This window comes from Hymenobacter nivis (genome assembly GCF_003149515.1).
Lineage (GTDB): Bacteria > Bacteroidota > Bacteroidia > Cytophagales > Hymenobacteraceae > Hymenobacter > Hymenobacter nivis.
Genome location: NZ_CP029145.1, coordinates 2,522,654 through 2,545,117, shown reverse-complemented (window position 1 = coordinate 2,545,117; position 22,464 = coordinate 2,522,654). Strand labels below are relative to the sequence as shown.

At 62.7% G+C, this 22,464-nt stretch carries 25 protein-coding genes; 23 read left to right on the top strand and 2 right to left on the bottom strand.

Annotated elements, in window-relative coordinates:
• Positions 1–84 precede the first annotated feature (84 nt).
• The 18 genes from DDQ68_RS11235 (at position 85) to DDQ68_RS11170 (ending at position 14,707) form a co-directional block, all read left to right on the top strand.
• Positions 85–864, top strand: a complete 780-nt coding sequence (locus tag DDQ68_RS11235; RefSeq protein ID WP_245897438.1) for an N-acetylmuramoyl-L-alanine amidase family protein — start codon at positions 85–87, stop codon at positions 862–864.
• Between the two features lie 87 nt (positions 865–951).
• A complete protein-coding gene (locus tag DDQ68_RS11230) occupies positions 952–1,962 on the top strand; it encodes an MlaD family protein (RefSeq protein ID WP_162550037.1) in 1,011 nt (336 codons plus the stop codon).
• A 172-nt stretch (positions 1,963–2,134) separates the two neighbouring features.
• Positions 2,135–3,769: an acyl-CoA carboxylase subunit beta gene (locus DDQ68_RS11225; protein ID WP_109656384.1), complete on the top strand. Its 1,635-nt coding sequence runs from the start codon at positions 2,135–2,137 to the stop codon at positions 3,767–3,769.
• 247 nt (positions 3,770–4,016) lie between these two features.
• Positions 4,017–4,706, top strand: a complete 690-nt coding sequence (locus DDQ68_RS22815; protein WP_162550036.1) for a hypothetical protein — start codon at positions 4,017–4,019, stop codon at positions 4,704–4,706.
• Between the two features lie 90 nt (positions 4,707–4,796).
• Positions 4,797–4,919: a UPF0175 family protein gene (locus DDQ68_RS11220; RefSeq protein ID WP_245897017.1), complete on the top strand. Its 123-nt coding sequence runs from the start codon at positions 4,797–4,799 to the stop codon at positions 4,917–4,919.
• Positions 4,897–5,055, top strand: a complete 159-nt coding sequence (locus tag DDQ68_RS22810; protein WP_162550035.1) for a hypothetical protein — start codon at positions 4,897–4,899, stop codon at positions 5,053–5,055. The genes DDQ68_RS11220 and DDQ68_RS22810 overlap by 23 nt, the downstream gene beginning before the upstream one ends.
• 34 nt (positions 5,056–5,089) lie before the next feature.
• Positions 5,090–6,247 (top strand): hypothetical protein, encoded by a 1,158-nt coding sequence (locus tag DDQ68_RS11215; protein WP_109656383.1) that lies wholly within the window; start codon positions 5,090–5,092, stop codon positions 6,245–6,247.
• 647 nt (positions 6,248–6,894) lie between these two features.
• The gene (locus tag DDQ68_RS11210; RefSeq protein ID WP_109656382.1) at positions 6,895–7,755 is read left to right on the top strand and encodes an ABC transporter ATP-binding protein; all 861 of its coding nucleotides are present in this window, start codon (positions 6,895–6,897) and stop codon (positions 7,753–7,755) included.
• Positions 7,739–8,506: a hypothetical protein gene (locus DDQ68_RS11205; RefSeq protein WP_109656381.1), complete on the top strand. Its 768-nt coding sequence runs from the start codon at positions 7,739–7,741 to the stop codon at positions 8,504–8,506. Before DDQ68_RS11210 ends, DDQ68_RS11205 begins: the two co-directional genes overlap by 17 nt.
• A gap of 2 nt (positions 8,507–8,508) precedes the next feature.
• Positions 8,509–8,910, top strand: coding sequence for a GntR family transcriptional regulator (locus tag DDQ68_RS11200; protein ID WP_109656380.1), 402 nt, complete (start codon positions 8,509–8,511; stop codon positions 8,908–8,910).
• The gene (locus tag DDQ68_RS11195; protein ID WP_109656379.1) at positions 8,897–9,613 is read left to right on the top strand and encodes a hypothetical protein; all 717 of its coding nucleotides are present in this window, start codon (positions 8,897–8,899) and stop codon (positions 9,611–9,613) included. Before DDQ68_RS11200 ends, DDQ68_RS11195 begins: the two co-directional genes overlap by 14 nt.
• A 10-nt stretch (positions 9,614–9,623) precedes the next feature.
• Positions 9,624–10,262, top strand: coding sequence for a hypothetical protein (locus DDQ68_RS11190; protein ID WP_109656378.1), 639 nt, complete (start codon positions 9,624–9,626; stop codon positions 10,260–10,262).
• Between the two features lie 197 nt (positions 10,263–10,459).
• On the top strand, positions 10,460–11,032 hold the full coding sequence (locus DDQ68_RS11185; RefSeq protein ID WP_109656377.1) for a hypothetical protein: 573 nt from the start codon (positions 10,460–10,462) through the stop codon (positions 11,030–11,032).
• 141 nt (positions 11,033–11,173) lie between these two features.
• Positions 11,174–11,968: a DUF2490 domain-containing protein gene (locus DDQ68_RS11180; RefSeq protein WP_109656376.1), complete on the top strand. Its 795-nt coding sequence runs from the start codon at positions 11,174–11,176 to the stop codon at positions 11,966–11,968.
• Between the two features lie 340 nt (positions 11,969–12,308).
• Positions 12,309–12,617: a thiamine pyrophosphate-binding protein gene (locus DDQ68_RS23475; protein ID WP_211320134.1), complete on the top strand. Its 309-nt coding sequence runs from the start codon at positions 12,309–12,311 to the stop codon at positions 12,615–12,617.
• A gap of 9 nt (positions 12,618–12,626) precedes the next feature.
• Entirely contained in the window at positions 12,627–13,193 is a 567-nt protein-coding gene (locus DDQ68_RS23470) for a hypothetical protein (protein WP_211320133.1), read from the top strand.
• A complete protein-coding gene (locus DDQ68_RS23465) occupies positions 13,151–13,591 on the top strand; it encodes a thiamine pyrophosphate-dependent enzyme (RefSeq protein ID WP_211320132.1) in 441 nt (146 codons plus the stop codon). Before DDQ68_RS23470 ends, DDQ68_RS23465 begins: the two co-directional genes overlap by 43 nt.
• 252 nt (positions 13,592–13,843) lie before the next feature.
• Positions 13,844–14,707 (top strand): transglutaminase-like domain-containing protein, encoded by an 864-nt coding sequence (locus DDQ68_RS11170; RefSeq protein WP_109656375.1) that lies wholly within the window; start codon positions 13,844–13,846, stop codon positions 14,705–14,707.
• Between the two features lie 185 nt (positions 14,708–14,892).
• On the opposite strand, the gene DDQ68_RS11165 is transcribed toward DDQ68_RS11170, so the two are convergent.
• Both DDQ68_RS11165 and DDQ68_RS11160 read right to left on the bottom strand, forming a co-directional pair.
• Positions 14,893–15,468: a redoxin domain-containing protein gene (locus DDQ68_RS11165; RefSeq protein ID WP_109656374.1), complete on the bottom strand. Its 576-nt coding sequence runs from the start codon at positions 15,466–15,468 to the stop codon at positions 14,893–14,895.
• Between the two features lie 35 nt (positions 15,469–15,503).
• The gene (locus DDQ68_RS11160; protein ID WP_109656373.1) at positions 15,504–16,196 is read right to left on the bottom strand and encodes a 4'-phosphopantetheinyl transferase family protein; all 693 of its coding nucleotides are present in this window, start codon (positions 16,194–16,196) and stop codon (positions 15,504–15,506) included.
• Positions 16,197–16,250: 54 nt separating this feature from the next.
• Here DDQ68_RS11160 and DDQ68_RS11155 point away from each other — a divergent pair, with 54 nt between their 5' ends.
• The 5 genes from DDQ68_RS11155 (at position 16,251) to DDQ68_RS11135 (ending at position 22,307) form a co-directional block, all read left to right on the top strand.
• Positions 16,251–17,168: a WD40 repeat domain-containing protein gene (locus tag DDQ68_RS11155; protein ID WP_109656372.1), complete on the top strand. Its 918-nt coding sequence runs from the start codon at positions 16,251–16,253 to the stop codon at positions 17,166–17,168.
• A 244-nt stretch (positions 17,169–17,412) separates the two neighbouring features.
• Positions 17,413–18,411, top strand: coding sequence for a DivIVA domain-containing protein (locus DDQ68_RS11150; RefSeq protein ID WP_109656371.1), 999 nt, complete (start codon positions 17,413–17,415; stop codon positions 18,409–18,411).
• Positions 18,412–18,788: 377 nt separating this feature from the next.
• A complete protein-coding gene (gene folB / locus DDQ68_RS11145) occupies positions 18,789–19,145 on the top strand; it encodes a dihydroneopterin aldolase (protein WP_109658405.1) in 357 nt (118 codons plus the stop codon).
• 182 nt (positions 19,146–19,327) lie between these two features.
• Positions 19,328–19,753, top strand: a complete 426-nt coding sequence (locus DDQ68_RS11140; RefSeq protein ID WP_109656370.1) for a BlaI/MecI/CopY family transcriptional regulator — start codon at positions 19,328–19,330, stop codon at positions 19,751–19,753.
• Entirely contained in the window at positions 19,740–22,307 is a 2,568-nt protein-coding gene (locus tag DDQ68_RS11135; protein WP_109656369.1) for a M56 family metallopeptidase, read from the top strand. The genes DDQ68_RS11140 and DDQ68_RS11135 overlap by 14 nt, the downstream gene beginning before the upstream one ends.
• The last annotated feature ends 157 nt before the right edge of the window (positions 22,308–22,464 follow it).

Sequence of the window (22,464 nt, the reverse complement as noted above, 5' to 3'; positions counted from 1 at the left end):
GAGGCTTCTACAAAGGTAGCGGGTTGCTACCCGACCTCAACGAACGCCGTGCGGATTATTGCTTCCCTGGCTGGTGCCGCGCTTTTGCTGGCCGCGGCCCCGGCCCCTTCCCGGCCCGTGGCCGGCCCCCCGGCTCCGACCCGCTACCGCTTGCGCACCGTCGTGCTCGACGCCGGCCACGGTGGCAAAGACCCCGGCTGCCACGGCCTGAAGGCCCGCGAGAGCGACGTGGCCCTGGGCCTGGTGCTGGCCCTGGGCCGCCAGATTGAGGACCACATGCCCGAGGTGAAGGTGATTTACACCCGCAAAACCAACGTGTTTGTGGAACTCGACGAGCGCGCCGCCATCGCCAACCGCCGCCACGCCGACCTTTTTATTTCCATCCACTGCAACGCGGGGCCCCGCGACAGCCACGGCACCGAGGTGTGGACGATGGGCCTCCACAAATCGACGGCCAACCTGGGCGTGGCCCAGCGCGAAAACTCCGTTATCCTGCAAGAAGCTGATTACAAAGACCACTACGATGGCTTCGACCCCCGCTCGCCCCAGAGCCATATCCTGTTTTCGCTGTTTCAGTCGGCCTACGTCACCAACAGCCTGCGCTTTGCCCAGCGCGTGGATGGGGCCCTGCGCCGCGACGTGGGCCGGGCCTCGCGCGGGGTGAAGCAGGCCGGCTTCATCGTGCTCTGGAAATCGACCATGCCCTCGGTGCTCATCGAGTCCGGTTTCCTCACCAATCCCACCGAGGAGCGCTACCTAAACGATAAAGCCAACCAGACGTATATGGCCGCGGGCATCTTTCGCGCCTTTCGCGCCTACAAGCGCGAACTGGAGGGCTCGTCGGCTGATGCGGCCGACGACTGACGGGCGCTGGGGCCCCGGCCCGGATTTGACCGCCGCGCCTGCATTTGCGTATCAACCGTTTTTCTGTGCATTCTAACCCTCCCCTCCGTGCTGTCCAAAGAAATTAAAGTGGGTTTGCTGGCCCTTGTGGCCCTTGTGGTATTATTCGTGGGCTTCAACTACTTGCGTGGTTCCAACGTGCTGTCCAGCAGCCACACTTACTATGCTAAGTACGCCAATGTCGACGGCCTCGGCGTGGGGGCCCAGGTGATGTTCAACGGCATTAAAGTGGGGCAGGTGAAAAACCTGGAGCTGCTGCCCAAGGAAGGCAATATGGTGAAAGCCACCTTTGAATTGAAAAAAGACCTCGTGGTGGGCGACTCCACGGTGGCCAGCCTGGCGGGCTCGCTGTTGGGGACGAAGACCATTACCCTATTCATGGGTAAAAACAGCAAAACATACAGCGGCGGCGAGGAGCTGAAGTCGTTCACTGTGGCCAGCATCGCTGACGCCTTCCAGGCCAAGGCGCTGCCCATGCTCGGTACCGTGGACTCGACGCTGGCCCGCGTGAACGGCTTCCTGAGCAAGGACGCCAAAGTCAGCATCCAGGCCACGCTGCTGAACGCCCAGGGCAGCTCGGAGGCACTGAAAAACCTGATCATTCAGAACCAGCGCAACATCAACGAAATCACCACCAATATGGCCCACCTCACCCGGGCCCTGAACGGCAGCAGCACCAAGCTCGACCGCATCGCTACCAACTTCAGCCAGCTGTCTGATTCGCTGAAAAAGGCCCCCGTGGGTTCGGCCGTGCGCCGCCTCAACGCCACCATGGCCGAGGCCCAAACTACCGTGGCCAGCCTCAACAAGGCCCTGAACGACCAGAACGGCTCGCTTGGCAAGCTGCTCAACGACTCGACGCTCTACAATAACCTGACCACTACCTCGGCCAGCACCAATTCGCTACTGGTAGACTTTAAGGCCAATCCCAAGCGCTACGTGCACTTTTCGGTATTCGGCGGCGGCAAGGACAAAACCAAGAAGGAAACCACCAAAAGCCCCGACGGCACCGTGACCACCGAAACCAAAAAAGTGGAAAGCACGCCGGCGCTGAAGTAGGGCCCCAGGAATGGCAATAAAGAATTCGTCATCCTGATTATGCCCTGTTATCCTTCATCTCTGCCTGATGTGCAGGATGACAGCTCTCTTTCTTGCCGTGCCCGCCGCCGTACCTTTGAAATCCGCCTCCGGGCGGATTTTTTGTGCCCATTTCCTCCCCAAATCCCGCCCCATGTCGCCCACCATCGAGTTCAACCGCAACGAAGACCAACTCAAGCAACTCGCCTTTCAACTCCGCCAGCGGCTGGCCCGCGTGGCCCTCGGCGGGGGTGAAAAGCGCATCGCCGCCCACAAAGCCAAGGGCAAGCTCACGGCCCGCGAACGAATTGCCTACCTGCTGGATAAGGGCGCGGCCCAGGTGGAAATCGGGGCTTTTGCCGGCGAAGGCATGTACCAGGAAGAAGGCGGCTGCCCCGGCGGCGGTGTGGTCGTAGTCGTTGGCTACGTGCAGGGCCGGCAGTGCGTGGTGGTGGCCAACGACGCCACCGTGAAGGCCGGCGCGTGGTTTCCTATCACCGCCAAAAAGAACCTGCGGGCCCAGGAAATCAGCCTCGAAAACCGCCTGCCCATCATCTACCTCGTCGATTCGGCGGGCGTGTACCTGCCCATGCAGGACGAGATTTTTCCCGACAAGGAGCACTTCGGCCGCATCTTCCGCAACAACGCAGTGATGAGCAGCCTGGGCATCGTGCAGATTTCGGCCATCATGGGGCCCTGCGTGGCCGGCGGCGCCTACCTGCCCATCATGAGCGACGAGGCCATGATTGTGAGCGGCACGGGCTCGGTGTTCCTGGCCGGCTCGTACCTGGTGAAGTCGGCCATCGGCGAAACCATCGACAACGAGGCCCTGGGCGGCGCGGCCATGCACTCGGAAGTGTCGGGCGTGACGGACTACAAGTTCGATACCGACGAGGAGGCGCTGGACCACATCCGCAACATTTTCGACAAGCTGGGGGCCCTGCCCACGGCCGGCTTCAGCCGCAAGGCGCCCGTGGCGCCCGCGCTGCCCGAGGCCGATATCTACGGCCTGCTGCCCGCCGACCGCGCCAAGCCCTACGACATGATGGAAATCATCAACCGCCTGGTGGACAACTCCGAATTCGAGCCCTACAAAGACCTTTACGGCCAGACGCTCATTTGCGGGCTGGCGCGCATCGATGGCTGGGCCGTGGGCATCGTGGCCAACCAGCGCAAAATCGTGAAGAGCAAGAAAACCGGGATGCAGATGGGCGGCGTCATCTACTCCGACTCGGCCGACAAGGCCGCTCGCTTCATCATGAACTGCAACCAGAAACGCATCCCGCTGGTCTTTTTGCACGACGTGTCGGGCTTCATGGTGGGCTCGGCCAGCGAGCAGGGCGGCATCATCAAGGACGGCGCGAAGATGGTGAACGCCATGGCCAACAGCGTAGTACCCAAGTTCACCGTCATCATTGGCAACAGCTACGGCGCCGGCAACTACGCCATGTGCGGCAAAGCCTACGACCCGCGCCTAATCGTGGCCTGGCCCACCGCCCAACTGGCCGTAATGAGCGGCGCCGCCGCCGCCAACACCCTGCTGCAAATCCAAGTCGCTTCCCTCAAATCCAAAGGCGAAGTCATCACCCCCGAAGCCGAAAAGGAACTGCTCGACCGCATCAAAGCCCGCTACGAGGAGCAATTATCGCCCTACTACGCGGCGGCGCGGTTGTGGGTAGATGCGGTAATTGACCCGTTGGAAACTAGGAAGATTATTTCGGAGGGAATAAGCGCGGCCAACCACGCGCCGATTGAAAAGGCGTATAACGTGGGGGTTATTCAGGTGTGAATAATTAAGTAGTCGCGCAAAAGTAACCGTAGCAAAAAAGGCGGTCATGCTGAGCGCAGTCGAAGCGTCTCTACCGCAATAAGTAATTATTTACTTACGAGGTAGAGATGCTTCGACTGCGCTCAGCATGACGTTCAGTTCAATACGCTTACTTGTGCGTGAGTACTTAGTAAGTTTGAATTTATTACAGTCGGCAATCAGGTAAAAAAATAGTTGACCAACCACGCGTTTTTAACTATTCATCGGTATGTTAAAGTTGCTTTGGTTGATCGTGCTTTTTACTTTCTCCGATAAAGTAGCTGCCCAGCGCGTTATTTATGGAGACTACAGCTTTATCGGACGCGGAATACAGACACCGACACTGCGTCAGTGTAACGATACTATCTACCAATTTAATTGCTACACGTATCCTGGTATACCACACCGATGCCTTGCGAAACCATCGGCGTATTATAAAATTATTTCCTTAATAAGTCAAGCTCCGTTCTATGTTTTAAAATTAGAGCGTTTAGATACGATACCTCTTACGTCTAAGCCCTATCCTCAGACCCGTTACTCGTTAATGATTTTAAAAATTATTAACAACGATGAGTTGGGTTATTTACCTCTACGTTTGGGTTCTACAAAAATCCAAATAGATACTGCGCAGGTAAATATAGCGATTCTTCGGAATAATTTTTACTTTACCTATTTTAGTAATAAATATATAAAGGATTTGACAAGGCTGAAGTTAATTTCAACTAAGCAGCAAGCGCAAAGCATTATCGAAATAATTAAAGGAGAAACTTTTAAAGAAGTAATAAAAAAATATCAAAAAACCCAGCCTATTGATTTTTATGGCTCGGGAATGATTTCTGAATTGATTAACCGGGCGTGTATTATGGAAGGATATAATCCTTTAAATGCTCAGCAAAAGATAAATGATTTGTTGAAATAGTAATTTTATTGTGGCACCATTGAAGTGACCATGCTGCGGGCCACGCGCCTTTATGAGTAGGGCAAACTGTCGTTAGGGCAAGCGGCTGAAATGGCGGGTTACAGCAAGCGCACGTTCATGGAACTGCTGGGCGATTACGGCGTCTCGATCTTCAGCCTGACGGAGGAAGACCTGCAAAACGACGTGCAGGATGCCGCCCGTTATCATTGCTGATGCCAGCTGCCTGATTTTGCTGGAGAAGATTGGGCCCCTGGCGCTGCTGCAACAGCGCTGGGCCTTTATCCAGACGCTGGTGCAGGCGGCGGGAAGCGGCGGGGGCCCCGGAAACGAAATGGAAAACCGCCCGTAATTTGCGGTCAGATACTTTCCCTGCCTTTGCTCATATGGCCAAGAAAACCGCCGCGCCCAAGCCCCAACTGGTGCACATTCAGTCGCCCAGCGCCGACGACGCCCCGCTTTCCAAGGCCCAGAAGGAGTTCAACCGCCTTACTAAGCGCATCGCCAAGCTGGAAAAAGACGTTCAGGAATTCCGTGAAGCTGCCACCCGGCTGCGGCAGCGCGTGCAAAATGAGTACCGGCCGCTGCAAACCCAGCACAACGCGGTACGGGCCGACCTGGTGCGGCTGTTTGACCGGGCCCTGGAAACATACAAGCTCACAAAGGGCGAACGCCGCAAAATTGTGGACCTGCTGCTCGATGGCTGCTACGACTTGGTGGAGCGCGGCCACCCCGATTTGCAGCCCATTTTCGACAAGCACGCCCCGCCGCCTGCGTCGGCCGAGGAGGAGGTCGAGGAAGAGCGGCAAACCTCGGAGGCCATGAAGAAGCTGTTCGCGATGCGCTTCGGCATTGTGTTCGACCCGGCCGTGGACGTGAGCACGCAGGAGAAGTTCCGGGCCTACGTGGATGAGAAAATGGCCGCCCAGCAGGTTGAGTACGAGGCCGCGCAGCAAGGCCAGGAAGCCCGCCGCGCCACCCGCAAAAAATCGCCTAAACAACAGGCCGCCGAAGCCAAAAAGCTGGCCGAGGAGCAGCGCATCACCAAGTCGGTGCGCTCGCTGTACATGGACCTGGTGAAGGCCCTGCACCCCGACCTGGAGCCCGACGAAGCCGAGAAAGCCCGCAAAACCGCGCTGCTGCAACAGGTGACCGCTGCCTACGAGGCCAACGAGCTGCTGACGCTGCTGCGCCTTCAGCTGGAGCTGGAACACATCGACCAAAGCCACCTCGAAAACCTGGCCGAAGACCAGCTCCGCCACTACAACAAGCTGCTGCGCGAGCAAGCCAGCGACCTCGACGACGCCCTCTACGAAGAGCAGCAGGAGCTGTCGGGCTTCACCGGGCAGCCGTATTACGCGCTGACCACGCCGGCCGCGATGGAGTACGACTTCAAGCGCCAAACTACTAAGCTGCAAGCCAAAATCAAGCAATTGGCCGCCGAAGTGCTGGCCTTCGAGCACGACCCGGCCGCCCTCAAAGCGTGGCTGAAGGCGTACCGGATGCCGCGGGCCGGCCACGGGCCAATCATGATTCAGCTATAGGGCCCCGGCGTGAAGCAGGGTAGGGGCGGGGCTTACCCCCGCCCATTAGAGCAGTTTTCAGGTCCGGGTACGGCCTGGTCGGCTGGATGAAAGAGCTGGCGGACCGGCAGCAACCAGGCTGTACAAGGACCTGGAAATCGCCCGTTATCGCGGTTTTAAAGTCAGTGTGCCGCCAGTACGGAAGGATTGTAGAACGGAGTGGCGCTCCGTTTTCATGCAAATGCCAAACGGAGTGCCACTCCGTTCTACAGCACCGGGTACACTAACTCGAAAACCGCTCTAGGGGAACGACTGTAGCGGTGCCAGCGCAGCTTGGCGGTACAGGCCAGCGCAGCAACCAGAGCGGTTTCCCGATCAGCGTACAGCCACGAAGCAGTAACGCGCACTTGGTAGTTCGCGTTGCTCGCTTCGTCCCAGCGATGGCCGCGTGGCGGCGCGAACCACTAAGTTCGCGCTGCGGTGCACTGACTTGAAAACCACAACCGGGCACACCGAATTGGGAACCGCTTTAGCAATGACCGGCGGGGGCAAGCGCCTATCCCCACGACGCAGCCAAAAACTATTTTAGTATTGCGAGAACCGAATATCAAAAATCTTGCTTACGTTTGTGGTGTACTAGAACATTAGTACACTAAAACAACAGACACATGGTGCGCATTAGAAACCTCCATTTTGGGTACTCGCGGCGGGTGCCGCTGTTTGAAAACCTGAGCCTGACGCTGGAGCGGGGCCACATCTACGGCTTGCTGGGCAAGAACGGGGCGGGCAAATCGACGCTGCTCAAGAACATCGTGGGGCTGGCGTTTCCGCAGGCGGGCACCTGCGAGGTGAACGGCCTGCCGGCGGCGGCGCGGCTGCCGGCGGTGCTCGAAGACCTGTTTTTCCTGCCCGAGGAGCTGCACACGCCCGCCCTCACGGCCGACCAGTTTGTGGCCCACACGGCGGGCTTCTACCCCAGGTTCAGCGAAACGCAGTTTCATCGCTACCTGGCCGAGCTGGAGGTGCCGCGCCAAACGAAGCTGCCGAAGCTCTCGTTCGGGCAGCAGAAGAAGTTCATGATTGCCTTCGCGCTGGCCGCCAACACCGGCCTGCTGGTGCTGGATGAGCCCACCAACGGCCTCGACATTCCCTCCAAAGTGCAGTTCCGCAAAATTATGGCCGGGGCCCTGAGCGAGGAGCGCTGCATGATCATCTCGACCCACCAGGTGCGCGACCTCGACAGCCTGATTGATACCGTGCTGGTGGTGCACAACCGCCAAATCGTGCTCAACAGTGCCCTCGACGCGCTGGCCGAGCGGCTCACCTTCGGCACCGCCGGCTCGGCTGATGGTGCGGGGGCCCTGTACGCCGAGCCCTCGGTGCGCGGCCGCCAAGTGGTGCGCCCCAACCTGGGCGGGGCCTACGGCAAGGTCGATTTGGAACTGCTCTTCAACGCCGTGGCCGGCGACAACCCGGCCGTGGTCAACTACTTAAACTCCACCCCCGCCCGCCATGAGCCAGCTATTTAGTTTTTCGCGGTTCCGCCGCTTGTTCAGCCGGCACACGGCCGAGTTTCTGCCCAGCTACGCCATGGCCACAGCGGTGCTGATGGGCGGCATTGGGCTGGTGCTGGGCTACATAGCTTACTTGACGCAGCTGAGTACCCTGACCCAGGGTGCACTCTACCAAGTAGGGCTGCTGGCGGCGGGTGCATTATTTACGGCCGGCATTTTTGCGCAGTACGGGGCCCCCAAGCAGGCCACGGTGGCCCTAACGCTGCCAGCCTCGCAGCTGGAAAAATACCTGGTGGGCTGGGTGTACTCGTTCCTGATTTTCAGCGTAGTGTACACGGCCTGCTTCTATTTAATCGACTGGATTGTGGTGGGGCTGGACGACTGGTACGGCCGGCCCAAGGAGCTGTTTCGCCTGTTTGATTCCCAGCAGGTGTACAAAGTGTTTCTCTACTACGCCGCGCTGCACGCCGGGGCCCTGTGGGGCGCCATTTACTTTGAGAAGAACCACTTCATCAAAACCGCGTTTGGGGCCCTGGTGCTGGCCGTGGGGCTGGTGGTGGCTAACTACCAGATAGTAAAGGCTTTCGTGGGAGAAAGCCTGCAAATGGCCTCGCCGTTCAGCGGCATTGTTCTCAACGAGGCCACGGGTCCCTACGGCGTGAGCCTGCCCGACGCGCAGGCCCAGTGGTACATCCTGCTGCCGCTGGTGCTGGCCGCGCTGCTGTGGCGGGCCACGTACCTGCGCCTGACGGAAAAACAGCTATAAGCATGGAATTCAAAGACAACGAGGCCATTTACCTGCAAATTGCCGGGTACGTGAGCGAGCAGATTTTGCGCCAGCCCTGGGGCCCCGACGAGAAAATCCCGTCGGTGCGCGACCTGGCCAGCGAGCTGCAAGTGAACCCCAACACCGTGATGCGGACCTACGAATTCCTGCAAAACCAGGGCGTGGTGTACAACAAGCGCGGCATCGGCTTCTTCGTGGCCCCCGACGCCGACGCTCGGGTGAAGCAGTTGCGCCGCGAGCGGTTTTTGCAGCAGGAGCTGCCGGGGTTTTTCAACACGATTTCGCTGCTGGGCATCGGTTTCGATGAATTGCAGCAGCGCTACCAAGCGTTTCAAGCCGGGCAAGCCGCCCTCATTCCCACCACTTCCGATGAAAAACAGTAATAAATGGGTGCTGGCGGCCGTGCTGCTGCTGCTCGGCTCGCTCACGGCCTTCAACATGGGCCTGCGGGCCGAGTACCGCACCGGCAACTACAAGAACCCGTTGCACAACTTCGCGGCGCTGAATTTCAGTAACTTCACTAGTGTGAGTGTGCCCGCGGCCACGGCTTTGCAGGTGAAAATCGTGCGGGGCCCCTTTAGTGTGCGCCTGAACAAAGACGCCACTGGGGTGCACGTGGCCCAGCATGGCGGGCAACTGGTGGTCACGGCCAGCTTCACGGGGCAGCGCCCATACTGGGGGCAGCACGAAATGCTCATCATTTCGTGCCCGCGGCTCGACAGCCTCACCACCGACGCCGTGTACCAGCTCGATGGCAAGCCCCAAGCCGACAACAACGGCACCATGGGCCGCGTGGCGGTGGAAGATTTTGTGCAGGACAGCCTGGTGCTGCGCCAACGCCGCGCCAGCCACGTGGCCTTGGCCGGCAACACCCTGCGTTACCTGCGCGCCGAAGTGGGCAGCGGCCCCGGCGGCGCGGCCCTCGCCCTGAACGGCAGCAACCGCATTGCCGCCGCTAACCTCGACGTGCGCCGCCACGGCGAGCTGGCCATCAGCAACCTGGCCATTCCCGCCCTGCGCTACCACTTCGCCGACAGCGCCACCGCTACGCTCTCGGGCACGGCGCTGGGCCAGTTGGTGCGCTAGGGCCCCGGCGATGCGGAACCTCATCGAAACGGCGCGGCGCTGTGTCTGGTTGCAACTCGCCATCGTTTACACCCGGTACCTGCTGGGCGCGGCCTTCGTGTTCGCCAGCGTGGTCAAAATCGAGGGCCACCGCTTCATGCGCCTGAGCGGGGCGGCTGCGCCCATCCACAGTCCCGAGCACTTTTTTGAGACGCTGTACCAGTCGGGGCTGTATTGGCAATTTCTGGGCGGGGTGCAGTGCCTGGCGGGTTTTCTACTGCTCACGCAGCGCTTCGCCACGCTAGGGGCCCTGTTGTTCCTGCCCATCATGGCCAATATTTTCGTCATCACCCTCTCGTATAATTTTGCCGGCACGCCCATAATCACCGGGCTGATGCTGCTGGCCAACGGGCTGCTGCTGGCCTGGGACTGGCTCACGCTGCGCGTGCTGGTGGGCCGCCCGGCGCTGCCGCCCGCACCGGGGCCCCAGGCGCGGCTGTGGGAGGTGGTGGGGCTTGTGCTGTTCGCCATTACCGCGGGCTACCGCTCTTACGCCGCCGCTTACAATTTTCTGCTGTGGGCGGGTATTTGCACGCTCGTAGGGGCCCTGGGGCTGCTGGCCGCGTGGTACTTGCGCCGCCGCGCGGCGAGGCAAGCCGGTACCTATTAGCGCGGTTTCTGAATAGCGCGTTGTCATCCTGACGAAGCAGGAATCTGGGTAAAACCAGTCAAGGGTCGTCTCCAGATTTCTCCTTCGCCGGAACGATAATGCGCTATTCGGATAGCCTCTTAACCCGCCGCTGGCCTCATCCTTTAATCACTACTGCCATGCATACCCTTACTAGGGCCCAAGCGTGAGATTATTTCGTGCTGGCGGCGCGGGTGCTGCCGGCCGGCACGTTCATTAGCTACGGCTACGCCAAGCTGACGGGCGCGCAGTTCGGCCTCAGCGCGGCGCAGCTGGCGCAGTCGGTGCAGCAGCTGGGGCTGTTTAAGCTTGCCTGGTACCTGTTTGGGCAGGAGCCGTTTAAGTCCTTCGTGGGCGGGGCGCAAATCGTGGCCGGCCTGCTGCTGCTCTGGCACCGCACGGCGCTGGTGGGGGCCCTGCTGCTGCTACCCATCGCGGCCAACTTGCTCGTGGTGGACGTAACGTATGTGAGAATACTGCCGGCGCTTCAGTGGCGGCTGTTGTTCTATATCGGGCTCATTTTCCTGATTTTCTGGCACTACCGTGGCCGGATGCTCGCCGCTTGGTGCACCCTCACGCAGGGCCTGCGCCCGCGCTTTCTATACCCGTGGTGGGCGTATTTGCTGCTGCCCGTGGCGGCCGTCGGGCTCGAAATCGCGGGGGCCCTGCCGCACGTTGCCTACCTCACCGCGCGGCACCCCGCCGAAACCTGGCGCAGCACCGTCGACCTGCTGCACGCCCTGCTGCGGTAACGGGCCCCCGGTGGCGGTATGGGGCGTGGCCAGCCGCCACTGTGAAGTTATAGTTAAGACTGGCGGGGTGCCGCGCCGCTTAGGCGGGTACCTTTGCTGGTGGGAGAAGCCGGCAGGCGTTGCCGGTTCTTCACCTTTTGGATGAACAAATACGTTTTTCGCTGCCTGCTGGCAGCCTTTGGCGCTGGTGGGGGCCCCGCCGCCTACGCCCAAACGCCGGCCAACCCGGCCCAGCCTTGGGGCAGCTGGTTCATTGCCACGGTGCAGCTGCCGGGCGATGCTGCGCACAAGTGGGGCAGCTACGCCGAGGTGCAGGCCCGCACCGACGCCGTGTTTAGGCACTACTTCTACAACGAGTTGAAGGCGGGCCTGAGCTACGACGTCGACCCCAACTTCACCGTGCTGCTGGGCACCGGCCGCTACACCACCTCCGACTACCGCGACCTCGGCCAGGGGCCCCTGAACGTGGAAAAGCGCCTTTGGGAACAGGTCGTCCTCACCCAGTTTTCGCACCGCCTCAAGTTGGAGCACCGCTACCGCATTGAGCAGCGCTGGCTGCGGTTCCGCGACGACAGCACGGCCTTTCGCCAGCGGTTTCGCTACCGGCTCAACGCCTTTTTCCCGCTCAACAAGCCGACCATCACCGCCGGCACGATGTTCCTGTCGGCCTACGACGAGATTTTCCTCAACCCCAACGGCCCCGTGTTCGAGCGCAACCGCCTCTACGCTGGTGTGGGCTACCAGGCCAACGCGCACCTGATTCTGCAAGTGGGCTTCGTGAACCAGGCCAACTACAACCTGCCGGCCTACCGGGCGGGCCAGTTCGTCCCGCAAATCACGTCGGCCAAAAACAACGTGGTGGTGGCCCTCACCTACAAGCTGGCGTACCGCGCCGGGGCCCCGGCCCAGGAGCACCTGCCCTCGCAGCAGGACTAGCCGGGGCCCCCGGGGCAGAGCTGTTAAGTTCTAGCGTCTCCTCCTCCACGCAACCCCATCCCCTAGCCCCTTCCCCGATGGGAAAGAGGGACTAGCTCTAATTGTAATAATTTGATAAACAATATTTTATAGCTATAAACTAGTTCTTCCTCCCCATTGGGGAGGGGGCTAGGGGGCGGGGTTGCGTGGAGGGCGAGAGACTAGAAATTAATAGCTCTGGACTTCCACCGCTTGCGGCCGGATTCAGAAGAAAGCCCGCGGAAACGGAAAGGGTCCGGCAACTTGTGCCGGGCCCTTCCCGCAACCGTTGCGTACAACGGTTGGCTTTACCTCTGAAATTATGCCCCAAAAAACAGTAGCGGAAATCATCGTCGACACCCTGCAAGCGGCCGGGGTCAAGCGCGTGTTTGGCGTGGTGGGCGACTCGCTCAACGGCATCACCGACGTGCTTCGGGCCCGCGACGGCATCGATTTTGTGGCCGTGCGCCACGAGGAAGGCGGCGGCGCCCTCGCCGCCGGCGCCGAGGCGCACCTCACCGGCGACCTGGCGGTGTGCGCTGGCTCGTGCGGGCTGGGCAACACCCACCTCATCAACGGCTTGTATGATTGCCATCGCAGCCGCGTGCCGGTGCTGGCCATTGCGGTCTAAATCCCGAGCGTGGAAATCGGCACCGGCTACTTCCAGGAAACCCACCCCGAGCGGCTGTTCTTGGAGTGCAGCCACTACTGCCAAGTTGCCGTGCCCGAGCAGGCCGTGCGCACGGTAGAGTCGGCCGTAACGGCCGCGCCGGGCCTGGGCGGCGTGGCCGTGGTGGTCATCCCCGGCGACGTGGCCTACCTCAAAGCCGACGCCCCCGAAGTGCGCTTGCCCACGCTGCGCCGCCGCAGCGCCCTGGTACCGTCGGCGGCCGACATCCGGGAGGCCGCGGCGCTGCTCAACGACTGCAAAAAAATCACCATCCTGGCCGGCATTGGCTGCGCTGATGCCCACGCCGAGCTGCTGCAAGTGGCTGGGGCCCTGCAAGCGCCGGTGGTGCACACCCTGCGCGGCAAGGATGTGGTGGAGCCGAACAACCCCTACGACGTGGGCCTGAGTGGCCTGCTGGGCTCCGTCGTGCACGGCAGCATGGCCGGGGCCCTCTCGCAGGGCTACGGCGCCGCCCTGGCCTACCCCGCCGCCAGGTGGTGGCGCTGTGCGGCGACGGCGGCTTCGCCATGCTGCTGAGCGAGTTGCTGACCGTGCGCCAGCACAAAGTGCCCGTCAAAATCATCATCTTCAACAACTCGGCCCTGGGCTCTGTGGAGCTGGAAATGAAGGCCGCCGGCACCCTGGAGCATGGCACCGAGCTGGATAACCCCAACTTTGGGGCCCTGGCCGAAGCCGCCGGCATCAAAGGCTACCGCGTGAGCGACCCCGGCCAGCTCGAAAGCGTGCTGCGCGAAGCTCTGGCCCACCCGGGGCCCGTGGTGGTCGACGCCGTGGTGCGCCGCCAGGAGCTGAGCATCCCGCCCATCATCGAGGCCAAGCAGGCCGCCGGCTCCGGCCTCTACGCCCTGAAAGCCCTGATGGGCGGCCGCGGCGGCGGGCCGCTGGAAGTGGCCAAAACCAACCTGCTCCGCTAGGGCCCCTGGTTGGTTTAGCATCCATCTCGAAAGCAAAAGGCCGTCATGCTCATCTGGCGTCCGCGCAGCCGACGCAGCTCTCCCACAGCAGTAATCAATTACTTACGCGGGAGAGCTGCTTCGGCTGCGCGGACGCCAGATGAGCATGACGGCCTTTTATATTCCACCTTAACGCCGCCAACGGAACACAAAGCCCGGCTCCGACTGTTAAATTCGGCCCCGCCACCGCAGCGGCGGCTGTTTTTGCACCCGATGACGAACAAAGAAATCAAAGCCCTTATCTCGCTGCTCGACGACCCGGAAATAGCTCCCCAGGTCCACAGCGAAATCCAGAACCTGGGCGAGAGCATCATCCCGTTTCTGGAAGAAAGCTGGGAGGAAACCCTTGACGCCCAGCAGCAACAGCGACTCGAAGACCTCATCCACCACCTCCAGTTCGAGGGTTTGCAGCAGCGCCTGCGCGTGTGGCGTGAGGCCGGCGCCACCGATCTGCTCGAAGGTATGTGGCTGCTGAACACCTACCAGTACCCCGACGCCGATTTCCAGGCCCTGAACCGCGCCATCGAGCAGCTGCGCTTCGAGGCCTGGACGCTGATGCGGCCCGAAATGCACCCCGCCGACCAGGTGCAAGTGCTGAACTACGTGCTGTTCCGCTCGCACAAGTTCGCGGCCAACACCCAGCACTTCCACTCGCCGGCCAACTCCATGCTCCAGCGCGTGATTGAAACCAAGCGCGGCAACCCGCTGGCGCTCTGCGTTATCTACCTGCTGGTGGCGCAGCGGCTGCACCTGCCGGTGTTCGGCGTGAACCTGCCTAACCTGTTCGTGCTCACCTTCCGGCCCGAGCAGCCGGGCGCCGTGCCTTTCTACCTCAACTGCTACAACCGGGGCCTGGTGCTCTCGCGCACCGACATCGCCCACTACGTGAGCCAGCTCAACCTGTCGCCCAACGACATCTTCTTCGAGCCCTGCTCCAACCTCGCCATCGTGAGCCGGGCCCTGCGCAACCTGCAAATGAGCTTCGAGAAGCTGCAAGAGCCCGCCAAAGCCACCGAAATAGCCCAGCTATTGGAAATCCTGACGGAAGAAGCGCCGGAGGATGAGGAGGAGGGTTAATAGGGTATACTTATAAAAACGGTCATGCTCATCTGGCGTCCGCGCAGTCAAGCATCTCTCCCGCTAAATAATCCAATCGATTGGGTCGCTCAGCGGGAGAGATGCTTCACTACGCGGACGCCAGATGAGCATGACCGTTTTATAAGCCGGGGCCCCACGCGCGGACTCGCAGCGTCCACGCTGCGTTACCGCTTGATGAGGCAGCCGGCGGCGCGCTTGTCGGCTACGCCGGCGGAGCGGCCGGCGAGCAGGTTGTTGAGCACCTGGCGCAGGTAATGCTGCTGCACACCGCTGGCCACCTGGGGGTTATCGTCGATGGCGCCGCGGTAGCGCACCACGAAGCCACCGGCTTCGGGCTGGAGCACCACGGCCTCGGTGGTTTTGCTGATGCCCAGCCGGCCGCTTACCTGCTGGCTGGCGTCGGTGAGGGTGGGCAGGCCGACTTCGCCGGGAGCGGCGGCGCCGGGCGCGTCGAGGTTGATGGGCACGTTGACGAACAGAAACTGCACCCCACGTCCGCCGAAGCTGCTGCTCAGTGCCGCCAGCCGCTCCTGGTACAGGCGCGAGTAGGCGCAGGCGGGATTGAGGAACACTACCACTACGGCCTTTTTGCCGGCATAGCTCTTCAGCGATACGGTGGCGTTGTTGGCCGTTTGCAGGCTGAAATCGGCCACGGTGCTCTGGGCCCGCGCCGCGCCCACGGCCACCGTGCAAAAGATTAGCGCCGCAGCGGCAATAATGGAAAGGCGTCGAATCGACATGGTAAGCTGGTAAAGGAAGGGCAGAAGCGGAGCAGCTAAAGAATATCGATGGGGCCCCCGGGCTCCCAGCAGTACGTAAGCACGTAGCCGGCAGCCGGTTGAGAATAGCAAATGCGGTGCCGGCTTTGGCTGTCGGCCAGGCGCAGCTCCATCGGGATTTCGCCCGCCGGGGCCGGAACGAAGGAGTCCAGCAGTAATTGTTCTTTAAAAATAAGGCCCCGGCGCTCCGCCAGCTTATAGAGCGTTTCCTTGGCGCTCCAAAGTAGCGTAAAATGCGCGTCGGTGCCCACCACCTGCGCCGCCGCCAGTTCCGGGGCCGATAGGAATTTGGTGGCGATGCGCCGGGCCTTGTCGCGCACCAGCTCCACATCGATGCCCACGCGGCCGCCGGTAGCCAGCAGCGCCGCGGCCCAAGCCCCCGAGTGCGACAGCGACACCACCGCGCCGGTCGGCACGCCGGGGCCCCCCAGATAGGGCCGGCCGGTGGCCGCGTCGTTGCGCACCCACAGCGCGGGGGCCCCGGGCCAGAGCGCGGCGGCCACGGTGTGGGCCAGCACGCGGCCGGCCAGCCACTGGCCCTGGCGCTCGGGGCCGGCGGTGGGGGGCAGCAGGGCGGAGTAGGGAGCCCCCGCGGGCAGCAGGGCCCCCAGGGCAGCGGCGGTTTCGGTGCGGTGCCAAAGGCCCAGCACGGCGGTGGGGGAGAGGCGCAGCAGGCGGTGCAGGGGCATAAATGGGCGCAGCGGGCGGACCGCGAAGGTAGGAGCCCGCCGTACCTTCGCGGCATGGTTCGCCCGGAAGTTCACAAAATTGCTGCCTTTACCGGCCACTACGATGCGGTATACGCCATGACCGGGGGCCCCGGCAGCGCCGTGTACTCATCGGGGGCCGATGGCTTGGTGGTGGGCTGGGACGCCGCCGACCCCGCCCGCGACGGCGAGGTACTGGCCCGCGTCGAGAACTCGGTGTACGCCCTGCGCCACCTGCCGGGGCTGAACTGGCTGGTGCTGGGCCACAACTTCCAGGGCCTCCAGGCCATCGACTTGGCGCAGAAAACACTGGTGTGCGCCGCCGCCCTGCCGCCGGTGGCCATCTTCGAAATCGTAGTGTCGGAAAGCCGCCAGCGCCTGTACGCGGGCCTGGCCGACGGCACGCTGGCCGTGCTCACGCTGCCCGATTTGCGCCTCGAAAAGTTGCTGCGCGTGGCCCAGGGCAAAAGCCTGCGCTGCCTGGCCCTGCACGAAGGCCGCGCCGAGCTGGCCGTGGGCAGCTCTGACGCGTTCACCCGCATCCTTGACCTCGACTCGCTGGCCCTGAAATACGAGCTGGGCGAAAGCACCAACTCGGTATTCGCCGTGGCGTATTCGCCCGACGGCGGCACGCTGCTGACGGCCGGGCGCGACGCCCAGATCCGGGCCTGGGACGTGGCCGCCGGCTACGCCCTGGCCCAAACCGTAGGGGCCCACATGTACACCATCAATAACCTGGCCTTCAGCCCCGACGGGCGCTACCTGGCCTCGTGCAGCCTCGATAAAAGCATCAAAATCTGGGACGCCGCCGACCGCACCCTGCTGCGCGTGCTCGACCGGGCCCGGGCCGCCGGCCACGGCACGTCGGTGAACCGCCTGGTTTGGCCGGGTGCCGAAAACCGGCTAGTTTCGTGCAGCGACGACCGCAGCCTGGCCGTGTGGCAGGTTGGGTAAGCTGTTAGCTCTCAGCTATAGCTGTTAGCTTTTTCAGGGGCTCTGGGCTTGCTTCCATTCGTTCTAAAAAAATCTAACAGCTAATGGATGAGCGCTATACTCGTTACGAAGTAGGGTGCGGGGCTTGTCCCCGCCCGTCGTGGAACGAAAGCCGACTGAACTGTTCAAGGACGGGCGGGGGCAAGCCCCGCACCCTACTTCGTTTTCGCATTCTACTTTGTGAGCAGTATAACAGCTAAAAAAAATGAAACTTACCGCCCTCGACATCCGGCAGAAAACGTTTGAAAAGTCCTTCCGGGGCGTGGACCGCGACGAGGTGCAGGCCTTCCTCACCACCGTGTCGCAGCAGTGGGAGCGGCTGGGCGACGAAAACCGCGAGCTGCGCCTTAAGCTGGAGCACGCCCAGCAGGACGTGCAGAAGATGCGCGAGGTAGAAAGCAGCCTCTACCGCACCTTGAAAACGGCCGAGGACACCGGCCACAGCATCACGGAGCAGGCCCAGCGCGAGGCCGCCCTGCACCGGCGCGAGGCCCAGCTTCAAGCCGAGCACGCCTTGGCTGAAGCCCGCCAGCGCGCCCGCGCCATCGTGGACGAGGCCTACCAAACGGCCGAAAAAACCGTCGCCGACATGCAGCGCCAGGCTAGTGGCCTCGGCCAGGAGTGCCAGCAGCTGGAGCAGCAGTTCGACGGCCTGGTGCGCGATTTGCAGCGCCTGGCCGCCGATGCCGTCGCGCAGGCCAACAAAGCCGGCCAGCGGCCTAAAGGTGGCGCGGTGGCCATCCTTTCGCGCGCGGCTAGCGTAAAGGTGGAGCGGCCCACCGAACCGGCCGCCTCTAAAACCCCTTCCGCCATGTTCACCGCTTCCGCTTCTATCCTGGCCGCGCCGCCCGCCCCCGCGTCGCCCCCGTCGGCCTTCGTTGACCGCCCCGACCAGGGCCCCGCGCCAGCCGCCTACAACCCTAAGCCCGGCCAGCAGCCCGACCCGGACCAGGCCCCGGGCCCCGACATTGAGCGCCCTAACGCCCCGGCCGAAAACCCTGGCATCGCGCCTGCGCCCAACATCGAGCAGCCCGCCCCGTCGCAAGTGCCCGACCCGGCCCCGCCCTATGTTGAGCCCGTCGCGCCCGACATCGTGCCCGTGGGCCCTAACCGGCCCGAAATCGGCCAGCCCTCGCCAGTGACTCACCCCGGCCAGCCCATGGGCGCCGTGGTCGCTGAAAAATCGTTTTTTGATGAAATCTAGACCACGGATTAGCCGGATTTTGTGAATGATTCCGTTCTTTAAAAGCTCGCGCCTGGCGCGGGCTTTTTTTGTGCCACTTTTGTCAGAGTGAATCTGTAGCGCGGACTTTGTAGTCCGCGGCTCTGAACGGTCACTGGACGGTTCGTAGCGTGGACTCTGCGAGTCCGCGCGTTGCACGATTGCCGCTGGTTGTAGCGCGGACTTTAGCTTGGCTGACCTTCGGTTGTAGTCCGCGGCGCTGCCTGGTCGCTGCCCGATTATCGGCAGGACGAAGCGAGAGCCGCGGACTATAACCGAAGGTCAGCCAAGCTAAAGTCCGCGCTACCGCCTGTGAGGCGCTAAATGATAATTTTTACCTAACCTTTAACTTGAAAACCGTGGACCAGATTGCGCTCGAAGGGATGGAGTTCTTTGCCTTCCACGGCTACTACGACGAGGAACAGCGCATCGGCAATAAGTACGGCGTGGACCTTTTCATCCGCACCGATTTGTTGGCCGCGGGCGCGTCGGACAAGCTCGACAACACCGTGAACTACGAGGTACTGTACCGTCTGATAGCCGAGGAAATGCGGGCCCCCGCCCGGCTGCTCGAGCACGTGGCCCACCGCGTGCTCGACCGCGTGATGGCCGAGCTACCCCACGTGCAGCAGGTGAAAATCAGCGTCAGCAAGTTCAACCCGCCGCTGGGCGGCATTTGCCATCGGGCCCGCGTGACGCTGAAGCGGAAACGCTAGCTGGGGTGAAAAGTGGAAATAAGCAATATTTATAGAAAAATATTTGCTTAATTAGCAGGCGGTTAGCGAATATGAAGTGCATCATACGAAATAATTCGTATGATGCACTTGCAACTACGAAATATTTCGTATCATATTTGTGTCGTCCTACGAAATGATTCGTAGTGCTTAGCTTTATCCGCATGAGCAAAGCCCCGCCTAAACCTACTGATTCCGAACTGGAAATATTGCACGTGCTCTGGCAGCAAGGGCCCGCCACGGTGCGCGCCGTGAACGATGAGCTGGGCCAACGCCGGCAAGCCGAAGTGGGCTACACCACCACCCTGAAGCTGCTCCAGCTGATGCTCGACAAGGGCCTGGTGCGGCGCGACGACGAGGGCCGCAGCCACGTGTACCGGGCCGCTGTGCGCGAGCAGGACACCCAAAATCTGCTGCTCGACAAGTTTGTGGCGGCCACCTTCGGCGGTTCGGCCCTGAAGTTGGTGATGCAGGCGCTGGGTAATCGCCAAACCTCGGCCGACGAACTGGCCCAGCTGCGCCGGCTGCTGAACGACATCGAGATTCAAAATTCCTCCACCTCTACTTCCGACGACGATGCGCGCGCTTGAGCAAATTTTGTCGCCCGCCGTGCTGCGGGCCTTGGGCTGGACGCTGCTGCACTCGCTATGGCAGGGCGCGCTGGCCGCCGCCGTGGTGGCGGTGGCGCTACTGGTGCTGCGCCGGCGGTCGGCGGCCGTGCGCTACCGGGTAGCGGCCGGGGCCCTGGGGGCTCTGGTGCTGCTGTCGGTGGGCACCTTCGGCTACTACTACGGGGCCCCGGAAACACTCGCCGCGCCCACCTACGGCGCCGTTGAGCTGGCCCAAACCACAGCCGCGCCCGCGGCTGCCGTGGCTGTGGCGGCGGATTTCGTGTCTTCTGCAACGACCGCTGTTGCCGTGCCGCGCCCGGGCTGGCTGGTCATGGCCCGCTTCCATTTCGACCAAAACCTGCCCTGGCTGGTGCTGGCCTGGGGCCTGGGCCTGCTCGTGATGAGCCTGCGCCTGCTGGGCGGGCTGCTGTACGTGCAGCGGCTGCGCCGCCACCGCACCCGGCCGCTGCCAGCCGTTTGGCAGGCACGGCTGGGGGCCCTGGTGGCCCGGGCCGGCTTGCGCCGCCCGGTGGCGCTGCTGGAGTCGGGCCTGGTGGCCGGGCCGTTGGTAGTGGGGCACTTGCGGCCCTTGGTACTGCTGCCGCTGGGCGCCGTGGCGGGCCTGCCGGTAGCCTGCGTCGAAGCCATTCTGGCCCACGAGCTGGCCCACGTGCTGCGCCGCGATTACCTCGTGAACCTGCTGCAAACCGTGGCCGAAACCGTGTTTTTCTACCACCCCGCTGTGTGGTACCTGGGCCAGTGCCTGCGCGCCGAGCGCGAAAACTGCTGCGACGACCTCGCTACCGACCTCGTGGGCGGCGACCCGCTGCGGCTGGCCCGGGCCCTCACCGCCCTGGCCGAGTGGAGCCAAACCGCCGTGCTGGCCCCCGTGCCGCGCCTGGCCCTGGCCGCCACCGGCGGCCCTGGCTCGCTGCTGAGCCGGGTGCGCCGGCTGGTGCAGGGCCCCCCGGCCCGTCCCACCCGCGGCGAGAGCCTGGCCGCCGTGGCCCTGCTGCTGGGCGGCCTGGGCCTGCTGGGCACCGGTGTGGCGCTGGCCGCGCCCGCCGCCCTGGCCCCGGCCGGCCCGCGTTTGCACCAGCTGGTGCCCACCGCCCCAGTTGTGGCGTGGCAATCGGTATTTAGCCCCGCCGACACTGCTAAACGTCGGGCCGCAATGGCCCTGCCATTTTTCCCTGCGCTACCGGCTCTGCCATCTTTCCCCGCGCTACCTGCCCTCCCCCCGGTGCCGCCCGCGCCGCCGGTAGCCAGTGCGCCCGAAGCTCCTGAGGCTCCCGAAGTACCCGTCGTACCTGAAGTACCTGAAGTGCCGGCAGCGCCTGATGCGCCGCAGCCCCCGCGGCTCCGCCGGTTGCGCAGCGGGCAGCAGGGCCCCGGTAGTACGGTCATTATTGAGAAGGACAAGAAGGGCCGCCTCACTCAGTTGATTGTGGACGGGCAGCCGGTGGAAACCCAGGGCCCCGGCAAGAAAAACAAGAAGAACAAAAAGAGCCAAGTGGAAGTGATTCAGCTGCCTATGTCGGGCGTCTGGGCCATATCCGGCGTGCCCGGCAACCCCGAAGCCACGCTGCGGGCCCTTGGTATGGACCCCAGGGTACAAACCTTCGGGCCGGAAGCTAACCTGGAGCAGCAAAACAAAATGTTTAAGGAGCAGGAGAAGTTGTTCAAGCAGCGCGACAGAATGTTCCAAAAGCAAGAGCAGCTGTCTCGCCAGTTGGGAAACTACAATTTGGGTACTTATAACCAGCAACTCAATGGTCTCGCCCGCATCACGCCAAACGTGAATTTGGACATGAACCTGGACACCGACGGCATCGAGCGTGATGCGGTGGCGTCGGCCCGGCGCAGCTTGCGCCAGTCGTTGCAAAACCCCAACCTGAGCGACGACGACCGCCGCGCCACCGAGCAGGCGCTGGCATCGCTGGAGGACAACCGCAGCCGCCGCGACAGCAACCAAGCGGAAAGCAACGCCCGGCGGGCCGAATCCAACGCGCGCCGTGCCGAAGCAAATGCCCGGCAGGCCGGCGTGAACGCGCTTCGGGCCGAGGCAAACGGCCGGCAGGCCGAAGCAAACGCCCGCCGCATTGAGGCGGAGGTGCGCCGCCGCGAGGCGCAGGGCCAGCCCGGGGCCCCGGCCGACGACGTGCGGGAGCGCCGCCGTGAGCTGCAAGCGCAAATCCGCGACGCCCAGCGCGAGCTGGCGGTGTTGCAGCGCGAAGAAGCGACGGGTGGCAACGCGGCTGGTACGGCCCGGGGCCCCCGCGTGCCGCAGGGTCCGCCCGCGCCGCCGGCCCCCGCATCGTCCGATAAGGTGCGCGACGAGCTGCGCCGCGCCGGCCTGATTGGGGCCACCGAGAAGAACTTCACGTTCCAGCTCGACGACAAGGGCGGGCGCGTGAATGGCCGGGCCCTGACCCCGGCGCAGTTCGATAAGTACCGCCGGCTGTTCCTGCCCGCGGCCACGGGGGCGGGCAAATCCAAATCCGCCATTAGCATCAGCGTCGATGAGCGGTAGCGCTTAAGCACCGACGGCCAGTACCCGGGCCAGTTTCTTGCAAGCCAAGAAGCTGGCCCTTTTTTTTGACCAAAGGGACTTTTTAAAAAGCCTGCATGACGTGCTGCGTTTTTTATAATTCAGGAATAACTCTATTTCTCAAAAACTCGCCTTTGCC